Here is a 15,054-nt window from a genome sequence, read left to right as displayed (position 1 = left end):
AATGGATGAGCTGTGCGTGGGGTATGGGGCTTGCATGCGGACGGCCGGGCCGGCCCGGTCGGGCGTCCGGCCGCGGCTGCCGTTGACGGTATCAGGACCGCTCGCGCTCGACCCGATTGACCCCCGCCACCCTGCGCAGATTGCGGATCAGCTGCGCCAGGTGCACGCGGTCCTTTACCTGGATGGTGAAGCGCAGCTGCGTCATCAGATGTTCGTCGTCCTCGTCCATGCCGACATAGGTGATGTTGGCGTCGGATTCGCCGATCTCCGCCGCCACGCGCGCCAGGATGCCCTTCTCGTTGTTGATGAGCAGGCGGATGCGGCAGTCGAAGCGGCGGTTCAGTTCCTCGCCCCACTGCACGGCGATCCAGCGGTCCGGCTCCTTGGAGCGGACCCGCGCCGCCGGCAGGCAGTCCTTGGTATGCACCACCAGGCCCTGGTCGCGGCGCAGCTGGCCGGTGATCTGGTCGCCCGGGATCGGCAGGCAGCAGGGCGCCAGCTGCACCGATACGCCTTCGCTGCCGTAGATCGTGACCGGGTCGATGTCGCTTGCCGGCAGCGGCAGGCTGGAAGGCTTGTGCTCGGGGTCGGCGTCCATCAGGCCGAAGATGTGGCGCGCCACCAGCTGCGGCATGCGCTTGCCGATGCCGATGTCGGCGTACAGCTCTTCCATCGACTTGGCCGAGGATTCCGCCAGCAGCTTTTCGATGGTCGCCGCGGGCAGCTCGGGGCCGATGTTGCGGGCCGCCAGCGCCCCGGCCAGCAGCTCCTGGCCCAGTTCGACCGACTCGTTGACGTTCACGGTGCGCAGGTAATGGCGGATCGCCGAGCGCGCCTTGCCGGTGCGGACCAGCGACAGCCAGGTCGGGCTCGGACGCGAATCCGGATCGGTGACGATCTCGACGATGTCGCCGTTGTGCAGTTCGGTGCGCAGCGGCTGGGTCTCGTTGTTGATCTTGACCGCCACCGTGTGGTCGCCGATGCCGGTGTGGATCGAGTAGGCGAAGTCGAGCGCCGTGGCGCCGCGCGGCAGGGCGATGATCTTCGACTTGGGGGTGAACACGTAGACCGAATCGGGGAACAGGTCGACCTTGACGTGCTCGAGGAACTCGGCCGAGTCGCCGGTCTGCTGCTGGATGTCGAGCAGCGACTGCAGCCAGGCGTGGGTGCGCTGCTGCAGGTCCGACATGTTCGAGTCGCCGGTCTTGTACAGCCAGTGCGCCGCCACGCCGCTTTCGGCGGTGCGGTGCATGTCCTGGGTGCGGATCTGGAATTCGACCGGGGTGCCGTAGGGGCCGATCAGGGTGGTGTGCAGCGACTGGTAGCCGTTGATCTTGCGGATCGCGATGTAGTCCTTGAACTTGCCGGGCATCGGCTTGTACAGGGCGTGCAGGGTGCCGAGCGCCACGTAGCAGTTCGGGACCGTGTCGACCACCACGCGGAAGCCATACACGTCCAGCACCTGCGAGAACGACAGGTGCTTGTTGCGCATCTTTTTATAGATGCCGTACAGGGTCTTCTCGCGGCCGTAGACCTCGGCCTGGATGCCGGCCGTGGCCAGCTGGGTCTTGACCGCCTCGAGGATCTTCTTGACCACCTCGCGGCGGTTGCCGCGCGCCGCCTTGATCGCCTTGGCCAGCGTGAAGTAGCGCAGCGGGTAGAGGTGGGCGAAGGACAGGTCCTGCAGCTCGCGGTAGATGTTGTTCAGGCCGAGGCGGTGCGCGATCGGCACGTAGACTTCCATGGTCTCGCGCGAGATGCGGCGGCGCTTGGCCGGCACCATCACGCCCATGGTGCGCATATTGTGCAGGCGGTCGGCGAGCTTGATCAGGATCACGCGCACGTCCGAGGCCATGGCCAGCAGCATCTTGCGGAAGTTCTCGGCCTGGGCCTCGATCTGGCTCTGGAACTCGATCTTTTCCAGCTTGGACAGGCCGTCGACCATGTTGGCGACCTGGGCGCCGAAGCGCTCGATCAGTTCGTCCTTCTTGACGTCCTGGTCTTCGATCACGTCGTGCAGCAGCGCGGCCATGATGGCCTGGGCGTCGAGCTTCCACTCGGCGCAGATCTCCGCGACGGCGATCGGATGGGAAATGTACGGCTCACCGGACTTGCGGACCTGGCCGAGGTGCATCTCGTCGGAGAAGCGGTAGGCTTCCTTGACCTTTTTCAGCTCGGCGGGGGTGAGGTAGTCGGACAGCTTGTTGATGAGCTGCGTGACCGAGGCGACGCCCGGGGCGGGCGCCGGGGTCTCGGCGTCTTGCGCTTTGCCCGGACGCTTGGTGCGGGCAGGGGTGCCTGGATGGGTCGAATCCGGGGAAGACAAACTCATATGTAATATCGATCAGCCAGTGTAGGCACAGAATAACAGAATATCGATATAGCGAAATCCAGGTTCCCCGGAGGGTCTTACATCGGCACTTTCTTCAGCATTTCCAGGCCGACCTTGCCGGCGGCGATTTCACGCAGCGCGACGACGGTCGGCTTGTCCTTGGCTTCGACCTTCGGGGTGTGGCCCTGCAGCAGCTGGCGCGCGCGGTAGGTCGCGGCCAGGGTCAGCTGGAAGCGGTTCGGGACGTTCTTGAGGCAATCTTCGATGGTAATGCGGGCCATAGGTCACTCCTGAATTGGACAATGCGCGACGACCTTGCGGTGCCGCACGCTGCTAGATCACAAATTTGGTTGTTGCGCGTGGATTCCCAGCTGGGCAAACAAGTCGGCGTTGCGGGCCGCCTGCTGGGCGAAACGGCAACGTGTCGCTTTGACAATCGCCTGCAGTTCTGCGAGGGCGACGTTGAACTCTTCGTTGATGATAGCATATTCGAACTCCGGAGCGTGAGCCATCTCCCCCCCGGCGGCCAGCAGGCGGCGGGTGATGATGTGGGGTTCGTCGGTGCCGCGCTTGTGCAGGCGTTCCTCCAGGGCTTCGATCGACGGCGGCAGGATGAAGATGCCGGCGGCGTCGGGGAACTGTTTTTTCACCTGGCGCGCGCCCTGCCAGTCGATCTCCAGCAGGATGTCGGTGCCCAGTTTCATTTCCTGTTCCACGGTCAGGCGGCTGGTGCCGTAGTAGTTGCCGTGCACTTCCGCCCATTCCAGGAATTCGCCGCGGTCGGCGCGCGCGACGAAGTCTTCGGCCGTGGTGAAGTGGTATTCGCGGCCGTCCTGCTCGCCCGGACGCGGCGCCCGCGTAGTGGTCGAGATCGACAGCTTGATGCCCGGTTCCAGCTTCAGCAGGGCGTTGACCAGGGTCGATTTGCCGGCGCCGCTGGGCGCGGCGACGACGAACAGGCTGCCGGAGAGGGCGGGAGTGATCATTGATTTTTCCATGTTGCGTTTGTCCATTACGGCATCCAAAGCCGCGTGGTGTTCATCATAAGTTTGAATGCGCGGACGGGAAACCCGTCCACCCTACACAATCGCACTGGTAGGGTAGACGGGTCCCCCGTCCGCGCGTTCAACGATCGTATGCGCTGTTGCGCAACGACAACAAATTATTCTAAATTCTGCACCTGCTCGCGCATCTGCTCGATCAGGAGCTTCAGCTCCATCGATGCATCCGCCAGCTCCTTGACCGAGGCCTTGGCGCCCAGCGTGTTCGCTTCGCGGTTCAGTTCCTGCATCATGAAGTCGAGGCGCTTGCCGACCTGGCCGCCCCGCTTGAGGATGTGTCGCGTCTCATTGAGATGCGCCGACAGGCGCGACAGTTCTTCCGAGACGTCGATGCGGATGCCGTACAGCGTCACTTCCTGGCGAATACGCTCCAGCACTTCCTGGCGGCTCAAGACCGACGGGTTGCCGTGTCCGGCCAGGCCCAGCGCGTCCTGCATGCGTTCGACGGCCTTCTGCTGGAAGCCGTTGATGACCTGCGGGATGAGCGGGGTGATGCGCTTGACGATCGCTTCCATCGCGTCGATACGCGACAGCAGCATCGTCGCCAAAGCCGCGCCTTCGCGCCTGCGGCTGTCGACAAAAGCGGCCACGGTGGTGGCGGTGAGGGCGGCCACGTCAGTCTGCAACGACTCCTGGCCCACCGTCGATTCTTCGATCACGCCGGGCCAGCGCAGCAGTTCGGCCACCGTCATCTGCGGCGCCTGTGCGAAATGTTTGGTGATTTCAGCCTGCAGGCGCGCGAGGTCGGCCAGCAGTTCCTGGTTGAGCACCTGCGAGCCGCCCGCGGTCTTGCGGCCGAAGGACAAGCGCACCTCGACCTTGCCGCGCGTGATGGCGGCCATGATGGCGGCGCGCAGATCGGGTTCCAACGCGCGCAGTTCGTCGTTGATGCGGAACTGGAGGTCGAGGAAGCGCGAATTGACGCTCTTGATCTCGATCGTGAGGGTGCCGGCAGCGCTTTCGCTGGTGGCAACCGCATAACCTGTCATGCTTGAAATGCTCAAAGATTTCCCCGTCTTTTTTATTCTTTAGATACCCCGAGAACCGTCACAGGCGGATCGAGGTGGCCTTTACAAAGGCAACATTTATCCCACACAATCGCCCTGTTAAGCAAGGACTCTCATGGCCGCACAGAATAATGCCCCCCTGCCTGATGGCCTGGAAATTGCCGGATATCGCATTGTAAAGAAAATTGCGTCCGGTGGGTTCAGTATTGTTTATCTGGCATATGACGGCGAGGGCAATGCGGTCGCCATCAAGGAATACCTGCCCAGCCAGCTCGCCTTGCGCGCGGCGGGCGAACTGATACCGGTCGTTTCCAAGCCTAATCTACCGGTGTTCCGCATCGGCCTGAAGTGCTTCTTCGAAGAGGGGCGGGCGCTGGCCCGCATCGTCCATCCGAACGTGGTGCGGGTGGTGAACTTCTTCCGCGCCCATGAAACGGTCTACATGGTGATGGCCTACGAATCCGGACACACCCTGCAGGACCACATCGCGCGCCTGCACGCCAGGGGCAGCCGCATGAACGAGACAGCGATCCGCCAGCTGTTCAAGGGCGTGTGCGCCGGCGTACGCGAAGTCCACGCCAACAAGCTGCTGCACCTCGACCTGAAACCGGCCAACATCTATCTGCGCCTCGACGGCTCGCCGCTGCTGCTCGACTTCGGCGCGGCGCGCCAGACCATCAACCTCGACGCGCCCATGCTGGCGCCCATGTACACCCCGGGCTTCGCGGCGCCCGAGCTGTACAGCCGCGCGGGCTCGCTCGGACCCTGGACCGACATCTACAGCATCGGCGCAGCCATGTATGCTTGCATGACGCGCTCGATGCCGCCTCCGGTCGACGCGCGCAGGGACGAGGACAAGACCGAGGCGCAGTTCGCCAGGCTCGCAGGCGGCTATTCGCCGGAGCTCATCGAGATGGTGCGCTCGTGCATGGCGCTCGATCCGCTGAAGCGCCCGCAAAGCGTATTCGCGATGCAGAAGGTGCTGCAGGCGGCGCCGACGCTGGCGCCGCAGCCCGAGGACGACGCCCCGCAAGCGCCGGCCGGCTGGCGCGGATTGGCCGGTCGCCTCGGATTCGGCCGTAAAGCAAGCTAGGAACGAGGAGCACACATGCAGTTTTCCGTCTATCAGCAGAGCCACATCGGCGGGCGCAAGGTCAACCAGGACCGCATGGGCTACAGCTTCACGCGCGACGCGCTGCTGCTGGTGCTGGCCGACGGCATGGGCGGACACATGCACGGGGAGATCGCCGCCACCATCGCCCTGCAGACGCTGTCGATGATGTTCCGGATGCAGGCCAAGCCCTATGTGAAGAAGCCCGAGCGCTTCCTCGAAGAGGCCTTGCACCAGGCCCACTGGGACATCCTGGCCTATGCGGAACGTCACAAGCTGCCGGAGACGCCGCGCACCACGGTGGTGGCCTGCCTGGTGCAGCACAACTGCGCGGTCTGGGCGCACTGCGGCGACTCGCGCCTGTACTGGGTGCGCCGCAACCAGGTGCTGGCGCGCACGCGCGACCATTCGCACCTGGAATATCTGATCGAGCGCGGCAGGGCGCTTGAATCCGAGCGCAACACCCATCCGGACCGCAACAAGCTGTACAACTGCCTCGGCGCCGGCCAGGCCCCCAGGATCGCCATCTCGCGCCAGGCCGTCCTGGAGCCGGGCGATACGCTGCTGCTTTGCTCGGACGGCCTGTGGGGCATGCTGCCCGAGACCGAGATCGTGCACCGGCTGTCCACCTCCACCATCGTGCAGGCGGTGCCGGACATGGTGGCGATGGCCGCCGCGATCGGCGGCGCGCGCGCCGACAACACGACCGCGCTGGCGATCACCTGGCAGGGCGCGCACGCCGCGGGCAGCCTGGCGCCCGGCGTGATCTCGACCCAGATGCTGCCGGAGGACGAGGTCAGCTCGACGATCACCGCCGGCCAGCCCTTGCCCTCGGGGGCGGACGCCTTCGACGAAGACGAAATCGAAAAAGCGATTGCCGAGATCCGCGAGGCGATCGAGAAATCTTCCCAACTACTTAAATAAGACAAAGGCTTTCCATGACGTTTGCACAACGCCCGAGCGGGCGCGCGGTCGACCAGCTGCGCCCCATCCGCATCACCCGCCAGTACACCCGGCACGCCGAGGGATCGGTGCTGATCGAGTGCGGCGACACCAAGGTGATCTGCACCGCCAGCATCGAAGACAAGGTGCCGGGCTTCCTGAAGGGCAAGGGGCAGGGCTGGCTAACGGCCGAATACGGCATGCTGCCGCGCTCAACGCACACCCGCATGGACCGCGAAGCCGCGCGCGGCAAGCAGACCGGCCGCACCCAGGAGATCCAGCGCCTGATCGGCCGCTCGCTGCGCGCCGCCTTCGACCTGGAAGCCTTCGGCGAGCGCACCCTGCACCTGGACTGCGACGTGATCCAGGCCGATGGCGGCACCCGCACGGCGTCCATCACCGGCGCGATGGTCGCCGCCTACGACGCCTTCAGCGTGCTGGTGGGGCAGGGCGTGCTGGCGGCGGTGCCGGTGAAGCACTTCGTGGCGGCGATCTCGGTCGGGGTGTACCAGGGAACGCCGGTGCTGGACCTGGACTACGTCGAGGATTCGGCCTGCGACACCGACATGAACATCGTGATGACCGAGCAGGGGCATTTCATCGAGGTGCAGGGCACGGCGGAAGGCGCGGCTTTCGATCGCGTGGGCATGAACCGCCTGCTGGACCTGGGCCAGCTGGGGATTGGCGAATTGATCAGGCTGCAGAAGCAGTCGCTGGGCCTGGCGGCGTAGGGAAGCGCGCCGTGGTCCGAAGCGGTAAAATAGTCACCCTCTTCGAAGACCACCTCCCAGCGCCATGACCCAACGCCTGATCCTCGCCTCCAACAACGCCGGCAAACTGAAGGAATTCGCCCAGATCCTCGCACCCATCGGTTTCGAATTGCACCCACAGGGCGAATTCGATGTCCCGGAAGCGGAAGAGCCCTTCGGCACCTTCGTGGAAAACGCGCTGGCCAAGGCCAGGCACGCGGCGCGCCTGACCGGCCTGCCGGCCCTGGCCGACGACTCGGGCGTGTGCGTCAACGCGCTCGGCGGCGCGCCGGGCGTCTACTCGGCGCGCTACGCCGGCGAGCCGAAGTCCGACGCCCGCAACAACGAGAAACTGGTCGCCGACCTCGCCAAGCACGCCGACAAGTCGGCCTATTACTACTGCGTGCTGGTCTACGTGCGCCACGCCGACGACCCCCAGCCGGTCATCGCCGACGGCCAGTGGCATGGCGAGATCATCGACGCGCCGCGCGGCGCCAACGGCTTCGGCTACGACCCGCACTTCCTGATTCCCGCGCTCGGCAAGACCACCGCCGAACTCGAACCAGGCGTGAAGAACGCCCACTCGCACCGCGGCCAGGCCCTGCGTGCCCTGGTAGAAAAGCTGAAATGATCCCGATTAAAGTCGCCGGGGCGGGTCTCGGCTCGACCTCGGGTGAACCCCGTTCCCCGGCCGCCACCGCGCTGCAGTACCTGCAACCGGGGGCATTGAACCTGACGGCCTTGCCGCCGCTGTCGCTCTACATCCACTTTCCATGGTGCGTGCGCAAGTGCCCGTATTGCGACTTCAATTCGCACGAGGCCAAGGGCGAACTGCCGGAAAAGGACTACCTCGACGCGGTGCGCCTCGACCTGGAGCAGTCGCTGCCCATGATCTGGGGCCGCAAGATCCACACCATCTTCATCGGCGGCGGCACGCCCAGCCTGATGTCGGCCGCCGGGCTGGATCGCCTGATGTCCGACGTGCGCACCCTGCTGCCGCTGGCGCTGGACGCCGAGATCACGATGGAAGCCAACCCCGGCACCTTCGAGGCCGAGCGTTTCGCCTCCTACCGCGACAGCGGCATCAACCGGCTGTCGATCGGCATCCAGAGCTTCAATGGCGCGCACCTGAAGGCGCTGGGACGCATCCACGACGAGCTTGAGGCCCTGCGCGCGGTGGAGATTGCCCGCTCGACGTTCGAGAACTTCAACCTCGACCTGATGTTCGCGCTGCCGGGGCAGACCCTGGCCGAGGCGCGGCGCGACCTGGAGACGGCCTTGTCGTTCGCTCCGCCGCACCTGTCGATGTACCACCTGACGATGGAACCGAACACGGTGTTCGCAAAGTATCCGCCGATCCTGCCGGACGACGATACGAGTGCCGACATGCAGGACATGATCCTGGAAGCGACGGCTGCCGCCGGCTACGGGCACTACGAAGTCTCGGCCTATGCGCAAGCCGGCCGCCAGGCCAGGCACAACCTGAACTACTGGCAGTTCGGCGACTACCTCGGCATCGGCGCCGGGGCCCACTCGAAGATATCCTTCCCGCACCGCGTGCTGCGCCAGGCCCGCTACAAGCAGCCGGGTTCCTTCATCGAGGCGGCCAGGCGCGGCAACCCGGTGCAGGAAGAGCACGAGATCGCACGCGGCGACATGGGCTTCGAGTTCATGCTCAATGCCCTGCGCCTGGTCGACGGCTTCGATCCGAACCTGTTCGCCGAGCGCACCGGCATGAGCATCAGCGCCATCGGCAAGGCGCTGAACGAGGCGGAAGGCAAGGGACTGCTCTACCGCGACCACAAGCTCATCAAGCCGACCGAGCTCGGCCAGCGTTTCCTGAACGACCTGCAGGAGATGTTCTTAAATTCGTAGGGTGGACGGCCTTTTTGTGATCTGGTCCACTGGACCAGATCACTCCGCGCGTTCAGCTTCGGCATGCGCTGCCACTACGCGTCCGTAAGTTGAACGCGCGGTCGGCAGAGCCGACCACCCTACAAAACCTCAGGTTGTTGCCGCGCCAGCGAGCGACTCCATGGTCCGCGCCAGCCCCTTCACCACGCGCGCCATGCTCGCGTAATCGAGCTTGTCAGGCGTGTCCTCCGCCGTGTGGTAGTAGGGATAGCGCAGGAAGGCCGTGTCGGTGATCATCAGGGCCGGGTAGCCCTGCCGGTTGTAGGAAGAATGGTCGGACAAGGTCACACCCATCACGTGGGCCGGCGCCGCCAGGCCCTCGGTCGGGAGGTCCGATTGCGCCTTGAAGGCCGCCAGCGCCTGGCGCACCAGGGCCGAGGATTCGAGCGTGCCGACGAAGGCGATGAAGTTGCCGGTGCTCGGGTAATGCTGCTCCAGCCCCGGCGGCAGCTTCTGGCTGTTCCGCGCCTGTGAATACCAGCCGATCGTTTCCAGGATCAAGGCCTCTTCCACATTGTGCCCGTTCTTCTTGAGGTCACGGGCATGCTGCATGCTGCCCACTTCGTCGCCCATCGCATTTGCTAAGTGCGAGGGCGTTTCCTCGTTGACGAAAAAGACGAATTTCACTTCGGTGCCGCGGCTCGGCTGCATGGTCTTGAGCAGGCGCGCCAGTTCCAGCACGGCGGCGGTGCCGCTGCCGCCGTCGTTGCCACTGCGGTTGGCGCCCGACGCGCCGCGCGCGGAATCGTAGTGGGCGCCGACGATGAAGATGCGCTCCGGTTTCGCGCCCGGTGCGGTGTTCGACACCGAGACTTCGATGTTGCGTACCTTCTGGCCGCCGGCCTCGTAGTCCTGGCGGCGCAGGCGATAGCCGTAGCCTTCCAGCGTGGCTTCGATGTGGCGCGCGGCCTGTTCCAGCGCGCGCGGGGTGGCGGTGTTGTGTTCCTGCGAGGCGATGGCCCCGACGTGCGTGCGCAGGCGGACGGACAGGTCCGCGGCAGGGGCGGCGGAATCGGTTTCCAGGGTCAGCGTCGCCAGCGCGATCGCCAGCAGGATCGCGATGAGGATTTTCCAGTGTGAGCGGGCGAGTTTGCGCATGGCAGTCGGGCGGCGCGCCCCCAAGCGTTCATGGCTCCAGTGTAGCCATTTACGCAATTCGCCATCGCTTCAATTCCGCGCTTCAATTCACACCACCGGGGTCAGGTCTGACAATCGGACACGGGCTGAGCAATGCAGCAAGCTAATGCTCGAGTTCGTGTCCAAATGTCAGACCTGACCCCCATAAAAAAAATCGGGCCGCGAGGGCCCGATCTTGAACGACGCAGGGAGCGCTCAGCGTGCCGCCACCGGCGTGGCCGGCTCGGTCCAGCCGCCGCCGAGCACGCTGTACAGCGTGACCTGGTTCTGCAGGCGCTGCAGGTTGGCCTGCACCGCCGCCTGCTGCGCCTGGAACAGGGCGCGCTGGGCGTCGAGCAGCTCGAGGTAGCTGGCCGCGCCGTTACGGTAGCGCAGGTCGGCCAGGTTGAAGCGGTCGGCTTCGGCCTCGGCCACGGCGCGCTGGGCACGCAGCTGTTCGCTGAAGGTCGACTGCCCGGCCAGCGCATCGGCCACTTCGCGGAATGCGGTCTGGATCGAGCGCTCGTACTGCGCCACCGCGATGTCGCGGCCGGCGCGGGCGCTGCCCAGCACCGCGGTGTTGCGGCCGTAGTCGAAGATCGGCAGGATCGCCTGGGGCGCGAAGCTCCAGCCGTAGGTGCCGCTCTTGAACAGGCCCGACAGTTCGGTGCTGGCGCTGCCCACGCTGCCCGTCAGGGTGATGCGCGGGAAGAAGTTGGCGCGCGCCGCGCCGATGTTGGCGTTGGCGGCGATCAGCTGCTGCTCGGCCGCGCGGATGTCCGGGCGGCTGGCCAGCAGGTCCGAAGGCAGGCCGGCCGGCAGGTCGGGCAGCTCGGTCGAGGCCAGGGTGGCGCCGGCGGCCACGGTCGGCTCCACCGGCGTGCCTACCAGCAGCGTGAGCAGGTTCAGGCTTTGGGCGCGCTGGCGCTGCTGCGCCGCGAGCGTGGCCAGAGCGGTTTCCACCAGCGAGCGCGCCTGCTGCAGCTCGAAGCGCGAGGCCACGCCGTTGTCGAAGCGCAGCTGGGTCAGGCGCAGCGATTCCTGGCGCGTGCCCAGGGTCTGCTGGGTGATCCCCAGCAGCTCTTCATCGGCCAGCAGCTGCAGGTAGACGTTGGCCACCGAGGAGACCAGGCTGATCTGCGCCGACTTGCGCGCTTCCTCGGTCGCCAGGAACTGCGCCAGTGCGGCTTCCGACAGGTTGCGCACGCGGCCGAACAGGTCGAGTTCGAACGCCGAGACCGAGAAGCCCGACTGGTACAGGCTGCTGATCGGCTGGTCTTCGCCGGTGCTCTGGCGCTGACCGCTGACACCCAGGCCCACGGTCGGCAGGCGGTCGGCGCGGCTGATGCGGTACTGCGCCCGGGCCTGCTCGATGTTGGCGATCGAGACGCGCAGGTCGCGGTTGTTTACCAGCGCCTGCTCGATCAGGCCGCGCAGGCGCGCGTCCGGGAAGAAGCGCTGCCATTCGATTGCCGCGGGCGCCTCGTTCGCCACCTGGGCGGCCGGGGCGCTGGCCGGCTTGGCCAATTCGGGGAAGGCACCGGCCACCGGCGCCTGCGGCCGCTCGTACTTCGGCGCCAGCGACATGCAGCCCGCCAGCATCATTGCCAGGGCCAGTGGAGTCAGTTTTTTCATTGTTTGGATCATGGTTGTTTTCCTTCGACAGCCGCGGCCTCGTCAGCATGGTGCGCATACTTGTCCTGCTGGCGCTTGCTGCCCTTGAACAGCTTGCGCACCACCACGAAGAACAGCGGCACGAACAGCACGCCCAGCGTGGAAGCCGTCATCATACCGCCCATCACGCCGGTACCGATGGCGCGCTGCGATGCCGAGCCGGCGCCGCCCGCGATCACCAGCGGCAGCACGCCGAGGATGAAGGCCAGCGAGGTCATGATGATCGGGCGGAAGCGCAGGTGCGCCGCCTCGATCGCCGCTTCCATCGGCGACTTGCCCTGCGCCTGCAGGTCTTTCGCGAATTCGATGATCAGGACCGCGTTCTTTGCCGCCAGGCCGACGATGGTCACCAAACCGATCTTGAAGTACACGTCGTTCGGGTAGCCGCGCATCAGCGCCGCCAGCACCGCGCCCAGGATACCGAAAGGCACCACCAGCAGCACCGACACCGGGATCGACCAGCTTTCATACAGCGCCGCCAGGGCCAGGAAGATCGCCAGCAGCGAGAAGGCCATCAGGATGCCCATGGTGCCGCTGGAGAGCTGTTCCTCGCGCGACTGGCCGGTCCATTCGAACGCGAAGCCGGCCGGCAGCTTGCCCGCCAGGCGCTCCATCTCGGCCAGCGCGTCGCCGGTCGAGTAGCCCGGCTTGGCGTCGCCCGAGATGCTCATCGCCGGGTAGCCGTTGTAGCGCAGGGTCTGCATCGGACCGGTCACCCACCGGGTGGTGGCGAACGAGGACAGCGGCACCGGCTGGCCCTGGACGTTGAGCGCGTTGATGCGCAGCAGGTCGTCCGGCTGCATGCGGTCCTTGGCATCGGCCTGGACCACGACGCGCTGCAGGCGGCCGGCGTTCGGGAAGTCGTTCACGTAGCTTGAGCCCAGCGAGGTCGAGATCGCGGTGTTGATCGCGTCGAAGGTGACGCCCAGCGCCTGCGCCTTGTCGCGGTCGATGTCCAGGCGAACCTGCGGCGCGTCTTCCAGGCCTTCCGGGCGCACGCCGGTCAGGATCGGGCTCTGCGCGGCCATGCCGAGCAGCTGGTTGCGGGCCGCCAGCAGGGCCTCGTGGCCGTTGCCGCCGCGGTCCTGCAGGCGGAAGCTGAAGCCGGTGCCGCGACCCAGTTCGGGAATAGGCGGCGGCGACAGCGCGAAGATGAAGGCGTCGCGGATGCCCGACAGGCCGCCGATGATGCGGTTGGCCACCGACTGGGCGTCGGAACCGGCGCCCTTGCGCTCGTCCCAGTCCTTCAGCGGAATGAAGGCCAGGGCCATGTTCTGGCCGGCGCCCGAGAACGAGAAGCCCAGCACGCTGACCATGTTGGCCACTTCCGGCTGCTTCATGATGAAGTTTTCGGCGGTGGCCATCACTTCGCTGGTGCGCTCCAGCGTCGCGCCCGGCGGCAGCTGGATGTTGGCGATGACGTAGCCCTGGTCTTCGTTCGGCAGGAAGGAATTCGGCATGCGGGTGAAGAACAGCGTCACCAGGCCGCAGACCAGCACGAAGGCGATCAGCCCGCGGCCGGAGTTGCGGATCAGCTTGCCGACCCAGCCCTCATAGCCCTTGGCGGTGGCGCCGAACTTGCGGTTGAACCAGCCGAAGAAGCCGCGCTTCTCGTGGTGATGGCCGGCCTGGACCGGTTTCAGGAAGTGCGCGCACAGCGCCGGCGTCAGCGACAGCGCCAGGAAGGCCGAGAAGGCGATCGAGGACACCATGACGACCGGGAACTGGCGGTAGATGTTACCCACCGCGCCGCCGAAGAAGGCCAGCGGCACGAACACCGACATCAGGACCACGGTCATGCCGATGATGGCGCCGGAGATCTGGCCCATGGCCTTGCGGGTCGCTTCGAGCGGCGGCAGGCCTTCCTCGGACATGATGCGCTCGACGTTCTCGACCACCACGATGGCGTCGTCGACCACGATACCGATCACCAGCACCATGCCGAACATGGTCAGCACGTTGATCGAGTAGCCCAGCGCCAGCAGCGTGCCCAGCGAACCGAGCAGGGCGACCGGCACCACGATGGTCGGGATGATCGTGTAGCGGAAGTTCTGCAGGAACAGGTACATCACCAGGAACACCAGCACCAGCGCTTCGACCAGGGTATGCAGCACCTGCTCGATCGAGATGTCGATGAACTTCGAGCTGTCGAAGGGCACGGTGGCCTTCACGCCGGGCGGGAAGAATTTCTCCAGTTCCGCCATGCGCTGCTTCACCAGGCGCGCGGTTTCCAGCGCGTTGCCGGATGGCGCCAGCTGCACGCCGATGCCGGTGGACGGCTTGCCGTTCAGGCGCGCCGAGGTGCCATAGGCCTGGGCGCCGATTTCGATGCGGGCCACGTCCTTCAGGCGCACGGTCGAGCCGTCCGGATTCGCGCGCAGCACGATGTTGCCGAACTGTTCGACGGTGGAGAGCTGGCCGGTGACGACCACGGTCGCGGTGATTTCCTGGCCCTTGGCCAGCGGCAGTTCGCCGATGGTGCCCGAGGCCACCTGGGCGTTCTGGCTGCGGATCGCGTTGTTGACGTCGGCCGGGCTCAGGCGGAAGCCCACCAGCTTGGCCGGGTCGATCCAGACGCGCATGGCGCGCTCGGTACCGAACAGCTGCGCGGTGCCGACGCCCTTGATGCGCTGGATTTCAGGCAGCACCGTGCGCGAGGCGTAGTCGCCCAGCGCGATCGGGTCCCACTTCGGATCGTCCGACGAGAGAATGGTAAACAGCAGGAAGTTCGCGCGCACCTTGTCGACGCGCACGCCTTGCTGGTTCACCGCCGCCGGCAGGCGCGGGGCCGCGCGCGACAGGCGGTTCTGCACGTCCACCTGGGCGAGCTCGGGATTGGTGCCGGTTTCAAAGGTCAGGGTGATCGAGCCGCTGCCGTTGGCGGTGCTGCTCGATTCCATGTAGACGAGGCCCGGCGAACCGTTCATCTCGCGTTCGATGACGGAGATGACCGAGTCTTCCAGGGTCTGTGCCGAAGCGCCCGGATAGGCGGCATTGATCACGATCGATGGCGGAGCCACGTTCGGATACTGGGCGACCGGCAGCTGGGTGATCGAGACCGCGCCGATCACCATGATGAACAGCGCGATCACCCACGCGAAAATTGGGCGGTCAATGAAGAAACGTGCCATGAATTAGTCCTGTTCTT

At 65.8% G+C, this 15,054-nt stretch carries 12 protein-coding genes; 5 read left to right on the top strand and 7 right to left on the bottom strand.

All coding sequences use genetic code 11. The annotated features are described in order from the left end of the window. Window positions 1–91: 91 nt before the first annotated feature. The 4 genes from MasN3_RS20355 to MasN3_RS20340 form a co-directional block, all read right to left on the bottom strand. The gene (locus MasN3_RS20355; RefSeq protein ID WP_281909741.1) at window positions 92–2,332 is read right to left on the bottom strand and encodes a RelA/SpoT family protein; all 2,241 of its coding nucleotides are present in this window, start codon (window positions 2,330–2,332) and stop codon (window positions 92–94) included. A gap of 77 nt (window positions 2,333–2,409) precedes the next feature. After that, window positions 2,410–2,613, bottom strand: a complete 204-nt coding sequence (gene rpoZ, locus MasN3_RS20350; protein ID WP_005665923.1) for a DNA-directed RNA polymerase subunit omega — start codon at window positions 2,611–2,613, stop codon at window positions 2,410–2,412. Window positions 2,614–2,670: 57 nt separating this feature from the next. Then, window positions 2,671–3,318: a guanylate kinase gene (gene gmk, locus MasN3_RS20345; RefSeq protein WP_281909722.1), complete on the bottom strand. Its 648-nt coding sequence runs from the start codon at window positions 3,316–3,318 to the stop codon at window positions 2,671–2,673. A 176-nt stretch (window positions 3,319–3,494) separates the two neighbouring features. Continuing rightward, complete coding sequence (locus MasN3_RS20340) at window positions 3,495–4,382, bottom strand: YicC/YloC family endoribonuclease (protein WP_281909720.1); 888 nt, start codon at window positions 4,380–4,382, stop codon at window positions 3,495–3,497. Window positions 4,383–4,515: 133 nt separating this feature from the next. On the opposite strand from MasN3_RS20340, the gene MasN3_RS20335 reads away from it, so the two are divergent. From MasN3_RS20335 to hemW, 5 genes are all read left to right on the top strand, one after another. Continuing rightward, on the top strand, window positions 4,516–5,493 hold the full coding sequence (locus tag MasN3_RS20335; RefSeq protein WP_281909718.1) for a serine/threonine protein kinase: 978 nt from the start codon (window positions 4,516–4,518) through the stop codon (window positions 5,491–5,493). Window positions 5,494–5,508: 15 nt separating this feature from the next. After that, window positions 5,509–6,435, top strand: coding sequence for a PP2C family protein-serine/threonine phosphatase (locus MasN3_RS20330; protein WP_281909716.1), 927 nt, complete (start codon window positions 5,509–5,511; stop codon window positions 6,433–6,435). 14 nt (window positions 6,436–6,449) lie between these two features. Beyond that, the gene (gene rph / locus MasN3_RS20325) at window positions 6,450–7,184 is read left to right on the top strand and encodes a ribonuclease PH (protein WP_281909715.1); all 735 of its coding nucleotides are present in this window, start codon (window positions 6,450–6,452) and stop codon (window positions 7,182–7,184) included. 64 nt (window positions 7,185–7,248) lie between these two features. Then, window positions 7,249–7,833 carry an RdgB/HAM1 family non-canonical purine NTP pyrophosphatase gene (rdgB, locus tag MasN3_RS20320; RefSeq protein ID WP_281909714.1) on the top strand — a complete coding sequence of 195 codons (585 nt, stop codon included), beginning with the start codon at window positions 7,249–7,251 and terminating at the stop codon, window positions 7,831–7,833. After that, entirely contained in the window at window positions 7,830–9,077 is a 1,248-nt protein-coding gene (hemW, locus tag MasN3_RS20315; protein ID WP_281909712.1) for a radical SAM family heme chaperone HemW, read from the top strand. The genes rdgB and hemW overlap by 4 nt, the downstream gene beginning before the upstream one ends. A 129-nt stretch (window positions 9,078–9,206) precedes the next feature. Here hemW and MasN3_RS20310 read toward each other — a convergent pair whose 3' ends face one another. The 3 genes from MasN3_RS20310 to MasN3_RS20300 all read right to left on the bottom strand — a co-directional run bounded on the left by MasN3_RS20310 (window position 9,207) and on the right by MasN3_RS20300 (window position 15,037). Further along, window positions 9,207–10,214 (bottom strand): M28 family peptidase, encoded by a 1,008-nt coding sequence (locus tag MasN3_RS20310; RefSeq protein ID WP_281909711.1) that lies wholly within the window; start codon window positions 10,212–10,214, stop codon window positions 9,207–9,209. 234 nt (window positions 10,215–10,448) lie between these two features. After that, window positions 10,449–11,867 carry an efflux transporter outer membrane subunit gene (locus MasN3_RS20305; protein WP_281909710.1) on the bottom strand — a complete coding sequence of 473 codons (1,419 nt, stop codon included), beginning with the start codon at window positions 11,865–11,867 and terminating at the stop codon, window positions 10,449–10,451. An 8-nt stretch (window positions 11,868–11,875) separates the two neighbouring features. Next, window positions 11,876–15,037, bottom strand: a complete 3,162-nt coding sequence (locus MasN3_RS20300) for an efflux RND transporter permease subunit (protein WP_281909708.1) — start codon at window positions 15,035–15,037, stop codon at window positions 11,876–11,878. Between the last annotated feature and the right edge of the window lie 17 nt (window positions 15,038–15,054).

Source organism: Massilia varians (assembly GCF_027923905.1).
Taxonomy (GTDB): Bacteria; Pseudomonadota; Gammaproteobacteria; order Burkholderiales; family Burkholderiaceae_D; genus Telluria; species Telluria varians_B.
The sequence above is the reverse complement of the archived record's forward strand: the minus strand, read 5'-3'. Positions and strand labels throughout refer to the sequence as shown.